19 protein-coding genes are annotated in these 20,514 nt (G+C 43.0%); 10 read left to right on the forward strand and 9 right to left on the reverse strand.

The window, feature by feature from the left end:
- Positions 1-261 precede the first annotated feature (261 nt).
- From IGI71_RS16145 to IGI71_RS16165, 5 genes are all read left to right on the forward strand, one after another.
- Positions 262-1,263 carry a bile acid:sodium symporter family protein gene (locus IGI71_RS16145; RefSeq protein ID WP_005233246.1) on the forward strand — a complete coding sequence of 334 codons (1,002 nt, stop codon included), beginning with the start codon at positions 262-264 and terminating at the stop codon, positions 1,261-1,263.
- Positions 1,199-2,299 (forward strand): iron-containing alcohol dehydrogenase family protein, encoded by a 1,101-nt coding sequence (locus IGI71_RS16150; RefSeq protein ID WP_430615930.1) that lies wholly within the window; start codon positions 1,199-1,201, stop codon positions 2,297-2,299. Before IGI71_RS16145 ends, IGI71_RS16150 begins: the two co-directional genes overlap by 65 nt.
- A gap of 170 nt (positions 2,300-2,469) precedes the next feature.
- Positions 2,470-2,739 carry a hypothetical protein gene (locus IGI71_RS16155; RefSeq protein ID WP_430615931.1) on the forward strand — a complete coding sequence of 90 codons (270 nt, stop codon included), beginning with the start codon at positions 2,470-2,472 and terminating at the stop codon, positions 2,737-2,739.
- Between the two features lie 30 nt (positions 2,740-2,769).
- Positions 2,770-4,353 carry a glycosyltransferase family 2 protein gene (locus IGI71_RS16160; RefSeq protein WP_430615932.1) on the forward strand — a complete coding sequence of 528 codons (1,584 nt, stop codon included), beginning with the start codon at positions 2,770-2,772 and terminating at the stop codon, positions 4,351-4,353.
- A 352-nt stretch (positions 4,354-4,705) separates the two neighbouring features.
- Positions 4,706-5,455, forward strand: coding sequence for a SagB/ThcOx family dehydrogenase (locus IGI71_RS16165; RefSeq protein WP_430615935.1), 750 nt, complete (start codon positions 4,706-4,708; stop codon positions 5,453-5,455).
- A 141-nt stretch (positions 5,456-5,596) separates the two neighbouring features.
- Here IGI71_RS16165 and IGI71_RS16170 read toward each other — a convergent pair whose 3' ends face one another.
- Complete coding sequence (locus tag IGI71_RS16170) at positions 5,597-6,034, reverse strand: MerR family transcriptional regulator (RefSeq protein WP_430615936.1); 438 nt, start codon at positions 6,032-6,034, stop codon at positions 5,597-5,599.
- Between the two features lie 164 nt (positions 6,035-6,198).
- Here IGI71_RS16170 and IGI71_RS16175 point away from each other — a divergent pair, with 164 nt between their 5' ends.
- Positions 6,199-6,939, forward strand: coding sequence for an SDR family oxidoreductase (locus IGI71_RS16175; protein ID WP_008380252.1), 741 nt, complete (start codon positions 6,199-6,201; stop codon positions 6,937-6,939).
- A 363-nt stretch (positions 6,940-7,302) separates the two neighbouring features.
- Positions 7,303-7,509 carry a hypothetical protein gene (locus tag IGI71_RS16180; protein ID WP_016620287.1) on the forward strand — a complete coding sequence of 69 codons (207 nt, stop codon included), beginning with the start codon at positions 7,303-7,305 and terminating at the stop codon, positions 7,507-7,509.
- A gap of 74 nt (positions 7,510-7,583) precedes the next feature.
- Here the strand turns inward: IGI71_RS16180 and IGI71_RS16185 are convergent, their stop codons facing one another.
- The 5 genes from IGI71_RS16185 to IGI71_RS16205 all read right to left on the reverse strand — a co-directional run bounded on the left by IGI71_RS16185 (position 7,584) and on the right by IGI71_RS16205 (position 11,756).
- The gene (locus IGI71_RS16185) at positions 7,584-8,900 is read right to left on the reverse strand and encodes an MATE family efflux transporter (protein WP_430615937.1); all 1,317 of its coding nucleotides are present in this window, start codon (positions 8,898-8,900) and stop codon (positions 7,584-7,586) included.
- Positions 8,901-9,231: 331 nt separating this feature from the next.
- Positions 9,232-9,492, reverse strand: a complete 261-nt coding sequence (locus tag IGI71_RS16190) for a metal-sensitive transcriptional regulator (RefSeq protein WP_005230585.1) — start codon at positions 9,490-9,492, stop codon at positions 9,232-9,234.
- Positions 9,489-9,788: a rhodanese-like domain-containing protein gene (locus IGI71_RS16195; RefSeq protein WP_139960469.1), complete on the reverse strand. Its 300-nt coding sequence runs from the start codon at positions 9,786-9,788 to the stop codon at positions 9,489-9,491. Before IGI71_RS16195 ends, IGI71_RS16190 begins: the two co-directional genes overlap by 4 nt.
- Positions 9,781-11,439 (reverse strand): FAD-dependent oxidoreductase, encoded by a 1,659-nt coding sequence (locus tag IGI71_RS16200; protein WP_430615938.1) that lies wholly within the window; start codon positions 11,437-11,439, stop codon positions 9,781-9,783. The genes IGI71_RS16195 and IGI71_RS16200 overlap by 8 nt, the downstream gene beginning before the upstream one ends.
- A gap of 2 nt (positions 11,440-11,441) precedes the next feature.
- Entirely contained in the window at positions 11,442-11,756 is a 315-nt protein-coding gene (locus IGI71_RS16205) for a rhodanese-like domain-containing protein (RefSeq protein WP_008380263.1), read from the reverse strand.
- 425 nt (positions 11,757-12,181) lie between these two features.
- On the opposite strand from IGI71_RS16205, the gene IGI71_RS16210 reads away from it, so the two are divergent.
- Complete coding sequence (locus IGI71_RS16210) at positions 12,182-12,655, forward strand: DUF3955 domain-containing protein (RefSeq protein WP_430615940.1); 474 nt, start codon at positions 12,182-12,184, stop codon at positions 12,653-12,655.
- Positions 12,656-12,716: 61 nt separating this feature from the next.
- On the opposite strand, the gene cls is transcribed toward IGI71_RS16210, so the two are convergent.
- A complete protein-coding gene (gene cls / locus IGI71_RS16215; protein ID WP_194199877.1) occupies positions 12,717-14,246 on the reverse strand; it encodes a cardiolipin synthase in 1,530 nt (509 codons plus the stop codon).
- A gap of 354 nt (positions 14,247-14,600) precedes the next feature.
- Between cls and IGI71_RS16220 the strand changes: the two genes are divergently transcribed.
- Together IGI71_RS16220 and IGI71_RS16225 are read left to right on the forward strand one after the other, a co-directional pair.
- Positions 14,601-16,022 carry a cryptochrome/photolyase family protein gene (locus IGI71_RS16220; RefSeq protein ID WP_430615941.1) on the forward strand — a complete coding sequence of 474 codons (1,422 nt, stop codon included), beginning with the start codon at positions 14,601-14,603 and terminating at the stop codon, positions 16,020-16,022.
- 421 nt (positions 16,023-16,443) lie between these two features.
- A complete protein-coding gene (locus IGI71_RS16225) occupies positions 16,444-16,833 on the forward strand; it encodes a DUF1093 domain-containing protein (protein ID WP_430615943.1) in 390 nt (129 codons plus the stop codon).
- A gap of 295 nt (positions 16,834-17,128) precedes the next feature.
- On the opposite strand, the gene IGI71_RS16230 is transcribed toward IGI71_RS16225, so the two are convergent.
- Together IGI71_RS16230 and IGI71_RS16235 are read right to left on the reverse strand one after the other, a co-directional pair.
- Positions 17,129-18,577 (reverse strand): helix-turn-helix domain-containing protein, encoded by a 1,449-nt coding sequence (locus IGI71_RS16230; protein WP_430615944.1) that lies wholly within the window; start codon positions 18,575-18,577, stop codon positions 17,129-17,131.
- A gap of 536 nt (positions 18,578-19,113) precedes the next feature.
- Entirely contained in the window at positions 19,114-20,508 is a 1,395-nt protein-coding gene (locus IGI71_RS16235) for a glutamate decarboxylase (protein WP_005233215.1), read from the reverse strand.
- Positions 20,509-20,514: the final 6 nt, after the last annotated feature.

Genomic DNA, 20,514 nt, shown 5'->3' on the forward strand with positions numbered 1-20,514 from the left:
TTGATTTTATACATTCAAAGAGTCCCTATTCACATTGCATCCAAAAAGAAGATCAGCTTCTTGAGATGGAGTGTTTTTTTATACCCATTTTCAAGGAAGCGACCTTTTACAAACTGACACATTGATGTCAGATAGATCCGAAAACGCTCGTTGAACAACTGCTGCCGATTCCCCGCGGTTATGCACTGCACTTATTCTAAAGACCCCTTCTGTTTGAACACTTGATTGGTCAAGCAGAAAAAGGAAGGATGATTTTTTCTTATGAAAACCGTCAACACGATCGCTGCTTTTGTAAACAAGTATTTGATCTACATCATGATTTTATTGATGATCGTCTCTTATTTTTTCCCGCAACCCTTCTTATGGATTCCGCCTCGTACAACGATTCTTTTGAGCATCATCATGTTTTGTATGGGGATGACTTTAAACGTTGCTGCTTTTAAAATGGTCGTCTTACAGCCTAAAGCATTCATCTTAGGAGTGCTTTTCCAGTTCACCATCAGTCCTTTGGTGGCTTACGGCTTAGCGCAGCTGTTTGGTCTTTCTTCCGGTTTGATCATCGGGTTTGTCCTACTAGGTTGCGTTTCTGGTGGAACCGCCAGCAATGTCATGACCTTTATCGGCAAAGGCGATGTCGCCCTCACCGTTTCCATGACCACGGTATCGACCTTGTTAGCGACCGTCGTTACCCCCTTTTTGGTTTACATCTTGGCTGGTCAGTATACTGAGATCTCCTTCTGGGAAATGCTCTTGTCTGTCTTGCAGATGGTGCTTTTGCCGATCATTTTAGGGGTGATCGTCCACAAACTCATTGCCAAGCACATCGAGCGATTTCTGCAATCATTTGTGTTGATTTCTTCCGTTAGTATCTTATTGATCGTTGCCGGAACTGTCGCTCGCAACGGTGCCGTTATCGTCCAATCTGGCTTGATCGTGATTTTCTTAGTCTTGCTCCATAACTTGATCGGCTACGGCGCAGGCTATGGTCTGAGCCGTGTGATGGGCGTCAGTGCCACCCAAGCCAAATCCATCATGTTTCAATTAGGAATGAAAAATACCGGCCTAGCGATCTCGTTAGCCAATGCCCACTTTGCCGCCATTGCTGCAGCCGTTACCCCTGCCGCAGTCGGCATGGTGATCCATCAAATTACCGGACCAATTTTAGCCAATCTCGTGGCCAAGAAAGAAGGAAAACAGTATGAGTCAAAGTATCTTTTTGCCAAACTACACAATCGGGGCGGACGCCTACGAAAAAGTAAATGACATCGTAAAACCATACGGCACCAATGCCGTGATCATCGGCGGAAAAACCGCCCTTGAAAAAGCCGAAGACAAGATCAAAGCCGGTTTAACGTCAGAAGTCAAAGTGACGGATACCTTGTGGTACGGCGGCAACTCGACCTATGAAAACGTCGATCAGCTGTTAGCCCATCCAAGCGTCCAAGCCGCCGATGTTCTATTCGCCGTTGGCGGCGGCCGCGTTTGCGATACCGTCAAAGTGGTTGGAAAAAAAGCAGGCAAACCAGTCTTCACCTTTCCAACGATCGGCTCCAACTGCTCACCAGTCACCGCGGTCTGTGTCATCTATAAAGAAAACGGCGAGATGCAAGGGCTGTTTTTCCCTTCGCAACCACCGACCCATGCCTTTATCGACAGTGAGATCATCGCCCAGGCCCCCGATAAGTACTTATGGGCAGGAATCGGCGATGCCCTCTCCAAAGAGATCGAATCGACGTTTTCAGCGCGGGGCGATCAGCTAGATTACACCGATGGGTTAGGCATCCAAATCGGCAAAATGTGTACGGAACGCTTATTGCAATACGGCACACAAGCCTTGAAAGACAGTGCCGCCAATCAGCCGTCTTATGCCATTGAGCAAGTCGTCTTGGATATCATCGTGACCACCGGCTTAGTTTCCGTCTTAGTCATCAATGATTACAACTCTGCCCTTGCCCATTCCTTTTACTACGGAACGACCGTTTTGGAAAAAATGGAAGACTATTTGCATGGCGCTTCCGTTAGTTACGGCGTTTTGGCCTTGTTGCAGCTCGATCAGCAAGAAGCCCTCTTCCAGCGCATCTACGCCTTTATGAAGGAAAACAAACTGCCGGTTTGCCTAGCGGATATGGGCCTTAACGACACCAGCGATCTTGAGGCAATCTTAGACAAAGCAATGACCACCAATGACATCGTCCACGTGCCTTATGAGATCACGCGAGAAATGTTTAAACAGGCAATCCTAGACGTGGAAGCCTATCATGCCAAACAAAACCAAGCAGCATTGGCAGCTGCCAATTAAATGAAACCCTCCAGCAACGAATTGCTGGAGGGTTTTTGTATGGCTTTTTTTCGCTTCTTCATACTTGTCCTCCTTCTTCTTTCTTACATGTTAAAAAACATGCAATCGTTTACTTTGATTTATTTTTAAAAACTTATTACTATTTTAGTATAACAAAGGAGGAGATTGGTTTGGAATTGGTTTATTTATCTGGGTTGTTTTTGGTCATTTTCTTGTTGTATTTCCTGGCAAAGAAAAATAATCGCATCAAACAGCTGTTTTCGAAGATCACGATTACTTTTCTGTTTATTTACTTGGTTTGGCGTTTATTTTTCACGATCCCGATTGATAGTTCTGCTTCACTAGTATTTGGGATCATTCTCTATATTGCGGAAGTCATTGGTTTATTTGTCTATGGCTTTTTTGTTTACCTTTTTTCCAATAAGCTCTCAAAAGAATAGCGCTACGAGGGGGATGAAGCAGAAGAATTCTTGCCAAGTGTCGCCGCTTTTATTTGTTCTTACAATGAAGACATCAAGCTGGTGATCGCCACGGCACTAGCTGTCAAAGCCTTGAAATACCCTAATAAAAAAATCTATATCTGCGATGATGGCCATCGAGAAGAACTAAAAGAAATGGCCGAGCGAATGAATCTCGGCTATTTGACCCGCGAAGGAAATGCCAATGCCAAAGCTGGGAATATCAACTATGCCTTGTCCCAAACCAGCAGTGACTTGATTTTGCTTCTGGATGCTGACTTTATCGTCAAAAAGAACATTATTTTTGAAGCTGTCGACTATTTCCGCAATCCTAAAGTCGCATTGGTGCAATACCCACAAACATTTTATAACAAAGATCCCTTTCAATTACTGCGCAAATCCATGTACAACGAACAGGAATTATTCATGCGCTTTCTAGAACCAGCACTTTCTCGTGAGAATGCTTTGATCCATATCGGTACCAATGCCATCATTCACCGCAGTGCCCTTGAAGAGATCGGCGGCGTTCCTACCAGCAGTATCACCGAAGATATGGCGACCGGGATGCTTTTACAAGACGCCGGCTATGAAACGATTTTTATCAATAAAGCCTATGCCTTGGGGATCACTCCTTACACTGCCAAAGAGTTGACCTCACAACGGACTCGGTGGGCGCAAGGAACGAAACAAATTTTTGACCACTTCAAACCCCGCCGGTTAAAAGGGTTATCTTTCATGCAAAAACCTTGTTACTACAACTCCTATTTGTATTGGTTTACCTCTTTCCAAAAAATCATCTTTTTATTGGCACCAACCTTATTTATGGTTTTTGATATCTTTATCGTCAGAAGCAACAATCACCAATTATTGTTGTTCTTTTTACCGCCTTTCATTATGATTTCCCTGTCGTTTCGGCTGTATGTCCCTAAGATCAGGAACCTGACAAGTTCCCACATCTATGATTGCTTTGTCGCTCCTATCCACACTGGGGCATTGATCAAAGAATTTATGAAATCACAGAAAAAATTCAACGTGACCAAAAAAGAGATCGTCGGCAGCAGCGCCTTTGATTGGCGAACCGTCTTGCCCCACATCATCCTCTTTACTTGGATTTCCTTTGCCTGTCTGGTAGCTGGGTATCGTTTGTACCGAGGAGAAGGCTATGAATTCGGCTATATCGTGACCTTGATTTGGTCGATCTATAACCTCTATGGCTTGTTTTATGCCATTTTGATCGGGAAAAACCGTTTTATCGAAAGTGATAGTGAAGCCTTGAGTATCGCCATCAATCGTCAGCTTTCTTATGATGCGAAGACGTTCGAAATGTATCAAATGAGTTTCAATGGCTTCCGTGTCCGGACTCATCCCGAGCAAACCTTCGTACCAGGTGAAAGTTACGTCTTTTACGATGATAAGCGTCGCTTCACTATCAATTCGATTTGTCTAGAGGATCATGGCTCCTATGTAACTTTTGCCTTCAACAATCTAACACCACAATCTGCTGAAGAGCTTGCCAGCTACTATAGCGACCAGCTCAATGCTGCCAAACAGTTAGAATTTGATATGGAGGAAGAAGTCGCAGAAATGAATAGTTAGTCCCGCCCCCTTTGTCGCAAGAGACAAGGGGGCTTTATTGATTCCAGAAAGCTCCTCGAAGGGTTGTTCCCCATATTATGATGCTTGTCTTCCTTTAGATAACATTCTGGCATTTGCTACACTCTTTTCCAATGATCATTGATTAAAAGAGCCAGAACAGAATCTAGACGATTTCTCGATGGCAATACTTTTAAAGCCTTTAGAAAATATTAAAAAGTCTGCTTTCCCTATGACCTGATTGAGCTGATGCGGTTGCCACTGCTCTCACATTTGTGAATAAAAGCGCATGGGAAAGCAATCCTTGTTATACTTATAAATAACACGAAGTCCATAGTAAAAAGGAGGAATCCTCATGATCCGTTACAAACGATTTCGCTTTGTTCATTTAGGCGCTTTTTTGGTGTTGGGCTTACTCCTCACTGGCTGCAGTGCGCATACGGCACCAATTGAAGAACAACCGACTACTGACACGGTCACTCCTTTTGAACCAGCGGTTTCCTATGAAACTTTTCCATTGCCGCAACCGATCTTAGATGGGGAAACCAGTGTGGCGGAAGCTCTCTTCAATCGGCGCTCGCAACGGGATTTTCAAGACACCGAGCTAACACAAGAACAGCTGGCACAGCTTTTATGGGCCGCTGCCGGTGTCACTACAGAAGATGGTCGCCGGACAGCGCCTTCGGCTGGTGCCTTGTATCCCTTAGACCTCTATGTCGTGGTTACACAGGTAACGGGGCTTGAGCCAGGGCTTTATCTGTATCAACCTGAGCAACATGCCTTAGAAAAAATCCTTGCTGGTGATTTTCGGACCGCATTGGCGGAAGGTTCGTTGGATCAGCAAGCGATCCAACAGGCACCTGCCACATTGCTTTATACAGTGGTTTATGAACGACTGATTGAGCGCTATGGGGACCGAGGAATCGAACGCTATGCCTATATCGAAGTCGGTCATTCCGCCCAAAACGTCCTTTTACAAGCCCAAGCGTTAGGCTTAGGCGCTGTGCCGATCGGCGCCTTCACGGATCATGAACTCAAAGAATTATTACAACTGCCGACGGAAAATGAACCCCGCTATTTGATTCCAGTGGGGGTTATTGAGTAGCGCTACTGAATAACAGAGCCCATTTTCGTGGGATTGTCAGTCTTTCATTAGAAAACGGCAACTGGCAAGGTTGATTTTCCCAGCAAAACCAGTAGAATCGAAAAACCACCTGCAAAAACAGCAGGTGGTTTTTCGATGGACTTACAGTTTGTATGCTCGGACTTCTTCTGGTATTTCTTCTAGCGGCAACTCTTTTACTACCGCTTCGGTACCTGCTTCCATCGCTGTATCGTAGTACCAGCATTTGTATTTGATCGTATTCATCGTTTCTTGCAAGGCTGCCATTTGCTTGGTGACTTCTTCCAAACGTCCATGAAACAGCTGCTGCCGTTTCTGCAAAGACGCATCGCCTTCTTCGCCCCAATCCAAGAAATTCTTGATGTCTTTGATGGGCATGCCGGTATTCTTCAAACAATCGATCACTTTGATCGTCGCCACTTCTTTTTCTGAAAACACCCGAATGCCGCCATTGCTACGGGCCATATTCGGAAACATTCCTTCTCGATCGTAGTAACGTAGTGTCGAGATGGGGATGTTAGTCGTTTTTGATACTTCACCAATCGAGTAACTCACTTGCATCGCTCCTAAAAAAGTTTTGTTTCTCCCTTGACCTAAACCTAACTTCAGGTTCTACAATAAAAATACACCGCAAGCACTGTACTGTCAATCACCCGTCATCTCGCAGGTTTGGGTTTGGCAGCAGCAGTTTTCGATGAAAAAATCATTCACTGGAGGAAAGACAAATGACAGAAATCAAAGAAAAAGTTATCGTAATTATGGGAGCCTCTTCAGGAATTGGGGAAGCAACTGCCGTTAAGCTAGCCGAACAAGGGGCAAAAGTAGTAATCGCCGCCCGCCGTGAAGAGCGCATCAAAGCACTGGCTGAAAAACTAGGAGAAAATGTCTTGTATCAAACAGCCGATGTCACGAATCGCGAACAAGTCCAACAAGTCATTGATTTAGCCATGACCTCCTTTGGTCGGATTGATGTCCTTTTCAATAATGCTGGCATCATGCCTCAAGGAAACTTGGCAGAGTTGAACTATGACAGCTGGCAAAAAATGCTGGATATCAATATCATGGGGGTATTGAACGGGATCGGCGCTGTGCTGCCCATCATGCAAAAACAACAAGATGGCTTGATCATCGCCACTGACTCAGTTGCTGGACATGTCATTTACCCGGGATCTGCCGTGTACAACGGGACAAAGTTTGCGGTTCGTGCAATCATGGAAGGCTTGCGCCAAGAAGAACGTGAACATGGCATTCGCTCCACCATCGTCTCTCCGGGAATGGTCTCCACGGAATTGTTTGAAACCGTAGGTAATGCTCAACTAGAAGCAGCCTTGAAAGAAACCTCTCGCGTAGAAGGCAACAGCCTAACGCCAGAAGATGTAGCAAATGCAGTGGTTTATGCCATTCAACAGCCCAAACATGTGGCGATCAGCGAAGTCTTGCTGCGCCCAGCAAAACAAACCGTTTAAGCTATTTCTACTAGCCCGTGAAACCTGCTATCCGCCTGAGGCGATCGCAGGTTTTTTTGTCGTCAAATCCCGCCGTTCCCCTAGGAAAAATTACTTGTTTTTCTTGTAACACCCGCTTGTCCGAGTAATGTAAACCAATCGTTGCTTTATGTAAACGACTAAGTTCTGTTGCTACGGGGGAAATTTTTTTATACTTAGTACAAAGCTTCCGTATAAAACGACCAATCAGAAACGAACCTACCGTTTTTCACTTTTTTATGAATAGCCGAGCATGATCGTTTTCCCGCCTTCACCGTTGACTTGCAAGTATTATCAGCTATCCTCTTTTAGTATTTGCTTTTTATAAAAGAATGGAGTGAGTGTATGAATGTGAAACAGCTGCTCGTCATTGCCGAGCAACGAAGAAACATCACGAATCAGAAATTGACCTATGCCGAAAACTTCTTGGCGGCCGGCTACTCTGCTGCCGAATTGCTGGCAGACGAAACCTTTCTTGAATTAGAGCGAAGGGAAACCCAACTGATTGCAGAACGCAACGCTATCTTTTACGAAGAAGTCACCCAAAATTAATCCCCCATTCCCCGATCCAATTCCGGGTGACAAAAAGCGAAGGCACAGTTGGGCCTTCGTTTTTTCTGTCTCCCTCAAAAACCTCCTTTGCCCTGAGGATCACGCTGCTTGATTGTCCAATAAAACAGCCCTGCAAAGAAACTGCCGAGAATCAGGAAATTCAAGCCGTATAGACAGTAGAGGAAGAAAAAGTTCAGCTGCCCACTGCTCCAAAAGCCCGTGATTCCCATTAAAACCAGACTGTTGACGCATCCTGTCAACAGACAAACCATGCGACTGCACTCCAAACTTTGTAATAAGTATTTTGTGATTTCATATAACGGACTGACGAGCATTATCCCCAGCATGATTGGCAAAATAGCTGGCAACAAGTCTAAAACAGCGACATCTGTAGTAAACAACTGGAAAAAAGCAGAACGAAAGCCCCAGATCAGACTGGCGATTCCAACATAAGCCACGAAAGAAGAAGCGAAGGCACTTTTTCCCACTGCTAAAATCTTCTGACGATTTTTCTGACCATTCGCCTCACTCGCAAAGACGGTCACTGCGTTGCCATACATCAAAGCAGGCAACCGTGCGATCATCAATCCTTGGCTGCCGATCGCATAGGCGGCCAGCGTACTAACACCCAACCGTGAGACGAAAGCTTCAAAAGCAATAATAAAGACTAAGCCTTCAAAGCATTCCTGAATCATTAAGGGGATCGATTTTTTCAATAAAAAGGCGCGTTTTCGTGGTCTTTGTTTTAGCCCTCTTGCTAGACTTTCTCTTAAAAGAACCCCATAAATCCCCAGCAAGCACAAAGTCGCAAGCATATTTGCGATGCCACTGCCTAAGACCCCCATGGCGGGAAAACCGAGATTGCCGTTGATCAATAAATAGCTAAGCAACACCTGTACCAACGCACTAATGATCGAAACACCGAGGATGTAGTTCGTTTTCTTTTCAATTTTTAAAAGGCTAGTAAAAACAAACGTGACTAACGTAAGTAAAATATAGGGGGACATGATTGCAAGATACAACGTCGCAGTTCCTAGCAGCTCCCCGCTAAATCCGTAGACAACCTGTAAAATGTCTCGTCCAAAAAGCAGGAAAATCAGCAAAAAGCTCACACCGATCGCGACTACTAAAAAAAGAACCGACGACAGATAATCATTTAACTGCGTCTCTTCTCTTTGCCCGACTGCCTTTGCGCCATAAATATTAAAAGCAAGCCCAATCGCACCTATAATACCCGCAAAAGCATAGAGAAACCCGTCGATCAGTGCGATCGCCGCCAGCGCTTCCGTGGATCTTCTTGAAATAATCGCTAATGAAACTTGTGCAATAATGATTTGAAACAAATTGGAAGCAATCAAAGGCAATGTAAAAGACTGTATTTTTTTGTTCAAGAAGCTCTTCTCTCTCCTTCGCCATAACTGCGCAACGCCCACCCGCTAATTGTGATTAACATCACAATACAAGTGATCGTTAATAGTCGCAAATACTCAACGACCCATCAGGCGTTTTGACGTTTCTCCCTCCATTTAACCATACAGCCTTCTCGGTGTATATTCCTTCATAATTAAAAAACAAAACATACCGACAATCTCGGCTTGTTTCCTCTATTGGTGTCGACAAGCAATCACTGATGAAGAATAAAAAGGTTCAGAAGAACATACTGCTCTTCTGAACCTTTTCCATGGGATGATAAAAAACGCGACAAACCTTTCAAAAATTCCGTTATTTCTTCACGATCAGCTGAACGGCTTGATCGATTTTCTGCTTTTGGGTTTCCGTGTCGCTGTCTGGATTTTCCAAACAATTTTTCAAATTCTCAGCGACAATGATTCCCATAATACGGTTGACGCTGGAACTGACGGCGGACAATTGCGTGATGACATCGACGCATTCTTTCTCGTCTTCGATCATTTTTTGAATCCCCCGCAACTGGCCTTCGGTTCGTTTTAACCGATTCAAAATATCTTTGTTGCATGCGGTCATCGTTTGATTTCTCCTCTCCATGCTGACATGCCGCCGAGGACATTGGTCACTTGAAACCCTTGCTGGCTCAAAAACTCAGACGCCATTTGCGAACGAGCCCCTGAGTGACAGATGACATAGTAATTTTTATCCTTCTCTAAGTCGCTGATCTGTTCCGTCAGCTCGCTCAACGGTAGGTTTTGTGCTGTTTTGATGTGTCCTTGTGCAAACTCATCAACTTCTCTGACATCAAGGATCTCAAGCGCCTCACGTTTTTCTTTTTGGGTAAATTCCTCCATAGATATGGCTTTAATCATGAATAATCATCTCCGGCTTAATAGTATTATACAACGAAAAGGCACCATCGAGGTTTTGACAATTGATGCCCGCTTGTTTTAAGATGCGTTCGGCAATGTAGCTTCTCAATCCGCTATGACACGTAACAACATACGAAACACTTGGATCCAATTCAGACAACCGATCTCTCAATTCATCTAACGGAATGTGGAGCGCCTCTTGAAAACGCCCATTATTGGCTAATTCCATCTCTGAACGAACATCCAACAACTGCTTACCGTTTTCTAAGGCCTCCGTCAATTCGTGCCATTGGATATTCTCACTGATTCCTTCTGCCAGATTGATCGCTGCATAGCCAATCATATTCACTGGATCTTTCGCTGAGCCAAAAGGCGGCGCGTAGGTGAATTCCAGTTCAGGCAAGTCAAAGATCGTTAAGCCACCTTTGATCGCTGTTGCTAAAATATCGATCCGTTTATCGACCCCTTTGGCGCCGATGCCTTGCGCACCGTAGATTTTTCCAGTATCAGAATCAAAAATCAATTTCAAATAAATATCCGTCGCATCAGGATAATACCCAGCATGGTCTTTGCCTGAAAGATGAACCACCTGAGGATTTAGCCCTGCCAGTTTGGCGCTGCGCTCACTCAACCCAGTGGACGCTGCGGCAAGATCGAATACGCGCACGATCGCCGTCCCAATACTGCCTTTGTTTTTGCGAGTCAGTCCTCCCAATACATCAGCCACTTGCCGACCTTGGCGATTGGCTGGTGACGCCAAGGAGATCAGCGTGTCTTCGTTAGTGATTTGTTGTTTCACAACGATGGCATCTCCCACCGCGTAAATATCTTTCTTGCTGGTTTGGTATTGCTCATCTACCAGGATACCCCCCCGGTGTCCTAATTGGATACCGGCACGTTTTGCCAAATCCGTTTCTGGTTGGACACCCACCGAAAGAATCGTGATATCTGAAGTCAGAACCGTTCCATCCTCCAGAACGATTTCTTGCCCTGCTTTTTCAAAAGCGGTCGCTGACTGCGAGGTCAAAACATTGACCCCTTGCTTGATCAATTCATTTTTGACATACGCCGCCATTTCTTCATCCAAAGGTGGCAATACGTGGGGTGCTTTTTCCACGATCGTTACTTGTAGGCCTTTTTTATGTAAATTTTCAGCGACTTCTAACCCAATAAACCCAGCGCCAATGATCGTCGCTTTTTGAGGCTTTTTGTCTTCAAGATGTGCCATGATTTGGTCTAAGTCAGGAACATTGCGCAAAGAAAAGGCGTTGGTTGCTTCTTCTAGCCCTTTGATCGCTGGTACTAGCGGTTTTGCCCCCGGTGATAAAATCAACGCATCATAAGATTCCGTGAAGACCTGTTCGCCATGTTTGACCGTCACCGTTTTCTCCTGCGGATCGATCGCCAGCACTTCATGAAGAGGTCGCACATCTAGGTTAAACCGTTTTTTTAATGCCTCAGGTGTTTGGACCAATAAGGCGTCTCGCTCTTCGATCTCACCAGAAATGGCATACGGCAGTCCACAATTCGCAAAAGAGACAAAAGGACCTTTTTCAAAAATAATGATCTCCGCTACTTCTTTAAGCCGACGTAAGCGCGTTGCTGCAGACATTCCTCCTGCTACCCCACCGACAATAACTATTTTTTCCATCGTTACTTTCCTCCTTTGGTTGTTCCCCGCCATTGATTCATGCCACCGCGAACATTGACCACATCAAACCCCTTTTTATTTAGGATTTTGGCTGCTTGTTTGCTTCGCATCCCTGATTGGCAAATGACTGCCAGTTTCTTGTCACCTTTTTGAGTGAAGCCCGCAATCTTGTTTAACGGTACATTTTTGGCGTAGGCAATGTGCCCGCTACGGTACTCCGCCGGCGTGCGAACATCCAGAACCGTCCATTCTTTGGCTCCTTCTTTTTGTAAATCTGCTGTTGACATACTTGGTATGCGTTTAAATAATGAAAACATTTCTTGCTCCTCCCTTATACCCCTTGGGGTATATTAAACAAGATGTTTCCCTATTTGTCAACTAAGTGATTTTCTTTAAGAAAAGAAACTTGCTGTTGCGTTGCTACTCACTCGATACTCTCGACATCTGTCAGACAGCTACCGATCAAGCAGCGAAAGACCAGTATCACACATTTCCCTCCCATCGATCACAATGCTATAATAAAAGAAAAGATACACTGTAAAAATAACACATATAAAATCGTTTATTTAGCAGCTGATCGCTTCGGTTATTAAAGATGATTGGCTACCGCCCTAACCAAGAGCGGACAAAAAAACGACGCAAGCACCACTTTCCCTTGATTTATCAAGAAGCAAGCCCTGCTTTCTTGGAAACAACGCGGGTTTCGACTATGCTTAAGTCACATCAGCGAAAGGAAAAAAAGATGGAATTTGGCGAAAAAATCAAAGAAGTACGCACAAAAAATAACTTGACCCAAGAACAATTTGCCACTCAACTACACGTGACGAGACAAGCCGTTTCGAACTGGGAAAACAATCGCAATCTACCAGATTTAGAAATGTTGATTGCCATCGCCACGATTTTTCAACTCTCGCTTGATGAATTGATTTTAGGAGGAACTCAAGTGAACAAGATCACTGAAAAACTAATCAAAGACGGCAGCGAGACTCGACGCGCCAAACTCAATTTGATCACGACCTTGATCGGAACATTTTTACTACTATTCGGCTTTGCCTGCTTCTTCATCAAAGCAAGCTCCGTGGAATACATCGATCAATCCGGCATTTTACATGAAAATTTCTATCTAGTCCCCGTAGGATTTTTGTTCCTATTGGCTAGTTTCGTAGTATTTGCGGGAACCGGGATCAATTATTTTCGAGCTGCTAGAAGAAAATAACGCAAAAAAACTCGATTCCAATTGATGGAATCGAGTTTTTTCTTTTGTTCACTATCTTCCTTCAAAGAATCGGAACAAACAAGCCACTGATTTTTTCTTTTGTTTTCGTCAAAAGGCTTCTGGCTTGCCATTCTTCTTTTTCTACTAATTTTGCATGAGCTAAGTCTTCCATAAATTGCTGATTTAACTCTGTGATTATTTTCGACGGCCCATAGATGAACATAGATAACTCATGGTTAAGGTAAAAACTACGAATATCAAAATTTGTTGACCCGATCGTTGCAGCAAACTCATCGACGATCATATATTTACAGTGAATAAAAGCAGTCTCATCATAGGTGTAGACTTCGACGCCGGCAGATAATAATTCATCAATAAACGAATTCGTGCCATGAAAAGAAATTCCTCGATCCCCTTTTCCCGGCACAATCAATTGTACGTTGATCCCACACCGTGCTGCTCTTCTAAGCGCACCTAAACTTTCTTCATCAGGAATAAAGTAAGGCATTGCGATCTTAATCGAATCCGTTGCCTTTCCAATGAGGTCATTAAAGGAATCCTTAATGATTCGCTCGCTATCATAGGGTCCGCCGTAGATTACCTGAACGATTTCCGAACCGCTTTGAACATCGGTCTTCAACGGAAAATACGTAGCTGTCTGTGTCAAAAAATGAGTGACCGTTTCTTCCGTTTCATCAAGAAAGAGCCAATCATAAATAAAGCACTCTTGTACTTCTAGAACAGCAGGTCCTTCTATCCGGATGTTTGTGTCTCGCCAATAAGAAAACTTACTGCCTCGCCCACTATATTCATTTCCAATATTCATGCCTCCTGTATGTGCAATCTCACCATCAATAACGACCATTTTACGGTGATTGCGCCAGTTCGCTTTATTACTTAGCCAAGGCGAGTTCAACAAATCATACGTGCGCACCTCGACCCCATTCTTTCGCATCAATAATAACAATTGATTAGGAAAGGCGATCGACCCCACGCTATCATACATAAACCGAACTTCCACCCCTTGTTTGGCCTTTTCGACCAGAACATTTGTCAGCTCCTCCCCTGTTGCATCCCCTTTAACGATATAAAAAAACACATGCACATGATGCTTGGCTTTCTTGATATCTTCTAGCAAAGAAGCGAACGCCTCAGCGCCTTCATTTAATACAGTCAGATGATTATTGGTTGTGGGATATTTGCCTGAAAGATGAAAAATCTCAGTGGAGAGATCATGTTTCCCATGAATGACCTCTGAATGTTCTTGCAAAATAGCCGAAACCGTTCGCTGCACTTCCCGTTCATTTTGTATCTGCTGTTTGGGCAACTTCCTTAATCGAGGTTCACGACCAATTAAATAATACAACATGACTCCTACAATCGGTAAAAACAATAAAGCTAAGATCCAAGCAATCTTCGAAGTTCCATCCCTTTGATCAAAAACCACTAAGTAGCCACAAAGAAGAATCGCCAAAATTTCAATGGCCTGCCAAGCATAAATCATCTGATTTAAAAAGAGAATTAATCCAACCGTCACAAGTATCAGTAAAAGCGTTAAAATTTTGTATTGCTGTAATTTGTTTTTGATCATCCTTCACTCCATCCAAATATGCGCTTATTAATAAACGCTAAAGTAAAAAGCCTCACTATATACTATGATTATATACGTTCTCGTTACGCAAATGTAACTCATTTCATCCCCTACTACTCATTTTTTACCTATTATTTATTAAGAAGAGACGATTTGCAGAAACGAAACGGTAAATGACAAGCGCCTATTCAAATCGGTGCACCAATTAAAACAAACCCTGTAAGCATCCCTCGACTTGCTGAAACAGCAATTTTCCTTACGCAATCGCCAAATTTGAATAAATCCCATCTTTCCTTTACTATGAACGAAATCCGATCGTTTTTTTAGCACGGTTATACTATCAAGGAGGTTTGTATGGCAATTCATGTGATGTGGTTTAGAAAGGATCTGCGCTTAGAGGACAATACGGCGCTTACTGAGGCGCTTTTGTCTCTTCAAGCAAACGACCAATTGTTGTGTGTGTTTCATCTCAATGAAAAGCAGTTTCTCCCCGATGCACCAAGCCATGATTACTTTTTTAGCGCGGTTGCTCACTTTATCGAGGCTGCCAAAAAGCAAAATCTGACGATCCACCTCTTGACGGGGACTTTGACAGAAGCCTTTGATCAGTTGTTCGCTCACTATCCAGAATGGAGCCAACTGTACTTCGACTTTGATAACCGTGGATTTGGTCGTAAACGCGACCTCTATATAAAAGAATTGGTCGAGAAAAAAGGCGTCACTGTCCATTCCTTTGAAGAACATCATCTGCACCAACCAACGGAAGTCACCAAAGAGGACGGGACGTATTACAAAAAATTTACGCCCTATTATAAGAAATGGATCCAGCTGCCCAAACCGGTCTATCAAAAGCAGGCCCTTGATTTTGAAAAAGCCGCTCATTTTAATGATGCCCCTCACTTCAAAGCAGGGACAGCGCTGCTTGCTAAGCTGCTAAAAAATAGAAAGACCGATTTTTCAACGATCGTTGGGGAAGACTATGCACATAAACAATTGCAGGCCTTTGTGCAAAAGCGTTTGGCCGCCTATGAAAAAGACCGTGATCTCCCTTCGATCAAAGGAACCAGCCGCCTGTCCCCTTTCTTGTCTTTTGGACAACTCTCTATTCGGAAGGTTTGGGCCGCTTGCCAAGGGATGCCACCCAGCACTGGCAAAGCGACCTTTTTAAAAGAACTGGCTTGGCGAGATTTTTATCATATGATCTACTTCACTCATCCGGAGCAAAAAAACTATGAACTCATTGAGAAATATCGAAACATGGATTGGCAAAAGGATGAAGAGGCGTTTAACAAATGGCAAGCAGGACAAACCGGCTATCCGATCATTGATGCCGCGATGCGGCAGCTGAATCAAACCGGTTGGATGCATAACCGTCTACGGATGATCGTCGCTTCCTTTCTAACCAAAGATTTACTGATCGATTGGCGGCAAGGAGAAGCCTATTTTGCTCGACAATTGATCGACTACGACGCTGCCAGCAATATCGGCGGCTGGCAGTGGGCAGCTTCGACCGGCACCGATGCGGTTCCTTACTTTCGAATTTTCAACCCCATCACTCAGGGGAAAAAATTCGACAAAGAGGGGACGTTTATCAAACAATTTGTTCCCGAACTCGCCCAGTTGCCGCTAAAATTCATCCACGAACCTTACCTGATGACTGACGAAGAACAAGCCGACCTAAAGGTAGTTTTAGGCACCGACTATCCGTTGCCTATAGTTGATCACAACGAAGCCAGGAAAAGAGCCCTCGATTTGTATAGTAAAATCGAGCCGTAAGCAGCTGTCATGGCCTGCTCTCAAACATTTTCAGTAGAAAAAAACCAGCAAAGACGCTCCGTAAGAGCTCGTCTTTGCTGTTTTTTTATTAAACTGATGCGCCGTTTTTCATCTTTCTATAGTGAAAAAAACAACGACACGTCTTATCAAATAGTCTGCTGGTGAGCATACAAAAAAGAAACATTTTCCATGCTGTGTTTTTTTATTAAGGTCTTGTCGCCTGATTCCGCACTTATTTCTAGTCACTCTAAGCAACAATCCCCTGACGATTTATAGATAGAACCCTTTATTAGCGGCGTTCCCGGCTTTTTCTAGACTGGCTAGTAACGTTTCTCCTTGCAAAACTGTTCGTCTGATGAAAGGTCATCTATAGAACCATTCTGTTATAATAGCTCCATATTTGAGGATAAGGATGGTTTATATGAAAAAAATAATCGGATTCGTCTTAGTCGTACTTTTAGGGTTTGCCGGATACAAAGGCTATAAATATTATCAATCCACCTACTCAGGACAAACAGCTTACGCGTATGTCCCATCTGAGATTCCCCCTAAGGTAGAACATGAAAGTAAAAGCGGCATCGGCGACCAGTCACCTTGGTATTCTTACGATTACACATTAAACTTTGTAAAAGAAGATGGTAGCACACAAACACTCGAGGTTTCATTATCAGAAGATAACGCAAAACCCTTAACCCCAAATTCTTATGTAAAAGCGGTGATCAGTGAAAAGCGTACAATAAAAGGCCCGAATAGCGTTGAAAAAGACGCAATTCCCAAAAAGGTTCTAGAAAAATTAGAAAATCAAAACTAACGATTGCAGACTCACATCATTATGTGGGTCTTTTTTTACATCTTTCCAAAATCAGCATTTTGAATCCCTTCTGTTATTTTCACGCTTGATGTCTTCTGCTCTGTTGCGATACGTTATACAAGGATACTGGACACATTTATCTAGCAGAAAGCTGCTTGACTGACTCTGTTTTCATCTCGGCATCAATGACAAGAGCAATTCAAGCGCCTTTTCCTTTCCCTACTTCGCAGATAATTGAAAAAGCAGCGAATCACCTATCCGTTGACTCGCTGCTTTTTAACTAACAAGTGATGGCTCACACCACAAAAGAATGATACTTAGAATAAGCAATTTGATCGACGATCGCAGAAACCTGATTGACATCTAAATCGGCACCAATGGCGGTCACTTGATAAAATTGGTCATAATTGTTCCCTAATTGGGGGAGATTGGCATTGGAAATCAACAAGTCAAATGTCTCGTCCGGAGTATAGGGTAAAACAACAACATTTTGCTTGCCTTTTAGTTCATTTTTTAACAAGTAAATCGAAGCATCCGCCAAAAGACTAGAGCACATATTTAAGACCCCGATCCGTACCCGATATTCTTCTTTAGGCGATAACATATAAATTAAAAAGACTAGGCGTTTCTTGAGATAGTTGAGTTTCGTGGGCGTAAACAAGTTGGTCGGTGCAATAATGTGTTCCAGAATGTCTGAGATCACTTGATCTCGCAAGGAATTGTGAAACATTTTGTGGTAATAATTTAGCGTGACTCGATCGATGGAATAATTCACTCCATGAAAGTAATAAACTTGTGCGATTAAGGAAAAGACATTGGCTTTGATATCGATCGTCGTATGCGAGGCATCAAGACGATAAATGGACTGGATTGCTGCCATGACTTCATCGGTGATCTCAAAGACGGGATTTTTATTAGTGTACAGTCCTAAGCGAAGTTCCTCGTAAGGAATCCCGCCCACCGTAATGAGGAAGAGACAGATAAAGAATGGCACGATCTTCACTTCATCTACTGAGCAGATACATTTTTTAGAAGCATAGATCTGTCGAATAAAGTGACAGAGGGGCATCTCTTGGCAACGCTCAATTTTGGTTTGTTCTTCCGGACTTAAACTTCCCAAGGTCGTGTGAGACGTGACTTTTTTCATAATCGCAAACAACCAGATCTTCAGCTGCTTTTGTTGGGCAATCGATAAGGTTATTTTTTTCGCTAACTCCGCAACCAGGTCATCGATCAAAACAGAATCGATCGTTGTTGCACCCATTTTGAAAAAATTATAGTAAAAATAAATGCGTTGTGTCATCGTTCCAACTAGTTTTTTGTTTCTGATCTTTAATTCAAAATGCTGCAACAACTGATTGCACTCAGCAATCAACCGATTGAGGGTCCCCACACTTATGTTTAATTCATCAGCCAAGACGAAGGCATCATAGCCTGCATGTTGAAACAAATAATGGATGATTTGATATTTAGCAGATTTTTTCAATAGCGTGTCGGTCAAATCATCCAGTGAGACACTATCGGTTACTTGCAGTTCCAAAGTATAACGATTGATGATAAATGAGACCTTCTCATTTTTTAGTTGCCGTTGAAGGCTCTCTGATAATTTCGTCAAGGTCGGCATCGTAATATCTAATTCCCGACACGCATCACTTTTTTTGATATGACCGGTCGATAAATACAAAAATTTGAGTAAGATATACTCTAATTTCAAGTCCTTATCCAGTAAGTCTTCTTTATACATGACTGTTTTTCCTCCAGTGTAAATCTATATTCATTCAGAATAGTTACAACCAATTTACAGAAAAAGATAGCAGTACGTTACTTATGAAACAAACAAGCGCAGTAAAAACAGGCCCTTTCTACACATACTTTTCCTTCACTTACTCCCCAACAAACCATGACTGACAAACAAAAACCCTCGATGCAAGACGAATTTCCCTAAGAATTCCCTCACGACAACGTTCTAAGATTTCCTTTTCGTTTATGTAAAACGTTCTTCTCTAAAAAAATATATTTAGACCATAATAATTAATACTATCACAAGTCAGAAATGTCAATAAATGAAATTATCAAGCGCCATTTTTTTACTTACTCTTAAAAAATGACACTATCAAGTGCTTACCCGTTCTTATAAACAAAAAAATCAAAGGCAGTCGATGCAACCGCCTTTGATTTTTCTATAAACCAATGTTCATTCAGTCTTGCAAAAAACGTTTCATAAAGGGACTTTTTATTCATTGAAAAAAACAATGAAAGGGCTTCTAGCGATACCGTTTCTTAATGTGAAAAGCCATAGGTTTGGTCGGATGAAACATGACGGCTTGGTCGCTTGTTCAAGCGCTCGATTCCTTCTTTCATGTCTTGCACCAGATCCATTGCCATTTGCATACTTAAATCTGCCCGGCAGACAAAGCGTTGGATATTGATATGTGATAGATTATCAGGTAATGGATAGGTAGGGACTTGCCAACCTTTCATCGCAAATTCATCCGTCAAATCATACAGATTCCAAGAAATATCGGCATCTTCTTTTAATTTGTAGCAGACGATCGGCAACCGTGAACCATCATTATAAATATCGAAGTAACCCATGTTTTCAATCTCTTTTGCTAAATATTGGGCAACATCGCTGGTCTTTTTGTGGATCAAGCGGTAGCCTTCAAACCCATTGCGGATAAAGGTGTAATATTGTCCGATGATTTGGCTGGCGCTTCTTGAAAAGTTGATGGCCATCGTTGGCATTTCACCGCCAAGATAACTTACTTTAAAGACCAACTCTTCTGGTAAGAAATCTTTTTCTTTCCAAAGCACCCAACCGATACCAGGATAGACTAACCCATATTTATGTCCAGACGTACTGATGGAACGAACGTTTTTCAAACGGAAATCCCATTCAAGTTCTGGTTCCATAAATGGTGTGTACAATCCCCCACTAGCCGCATCCACGTGGATGTAGACTTTGTAGTCGGTGTGTTTGTTGTATTCCTCTAATTTCTTATCTAGTGCTTTGATATCATCGTATCGTCCAGTGTAAGTGATCCCTAAAATACCGACGACCCCGATCGTATATTCATCTAAATAGTCCGTGACCTTTTCGACATTGATGCTGCCATGTTCTTCATCGATAGGGATCGTCCGCATTTCAATGTCCCAGTAGACACAGAATTTTTCCCAAACGACTTGATAGGCAGAAGAAATCACTAAGTTTGGTTTTTGTTTATTGATATCTAAGCCAAGTTTTTTTGCCCGATTGCGCCAAGCAAATTTTAAGGCCAATCCACCTAGCATACACGCTTCACTTGAGCCTACCGTTGATGTACCGATAAAATCGGACGCTTCTGGTGCATGCCATAAATCAGCGATCATATTGACACAGCGGTTTTCAATTTCTGCTGTCCTTGGGTACTCGGTTTTATCGATGGCGTTTTTATCAAGGGTTTCACTCATGATTTTGACTGCTTCTGGTTCCATGTAGGTTTGACAGAACGTCGCCAAATTTTGTCTTGAGACCCCTTCATCGATCAATTGATCTTTGACTAATTCATAGGCATCCCGCGGTACCAAGGACTCTTTTGGTAATTTGTACATAGGGATCGCTTGATCCATTGCCTCATTCCCATAGATAGGCTCCAAATATTGGGCTTCTTTTCGATTTTTTTTACTAAATAACATGCAGCT

Source organism: Enterococcus sp. DIV1279b (assembly GCF_050531515.1).
Taxonomy (GTDB): Bacteria; Bacillota; Bacilli; order Lactobacillales; family Enterococcaceae; genus Enterococcus_D; species Enterococcus_D casseliflavus.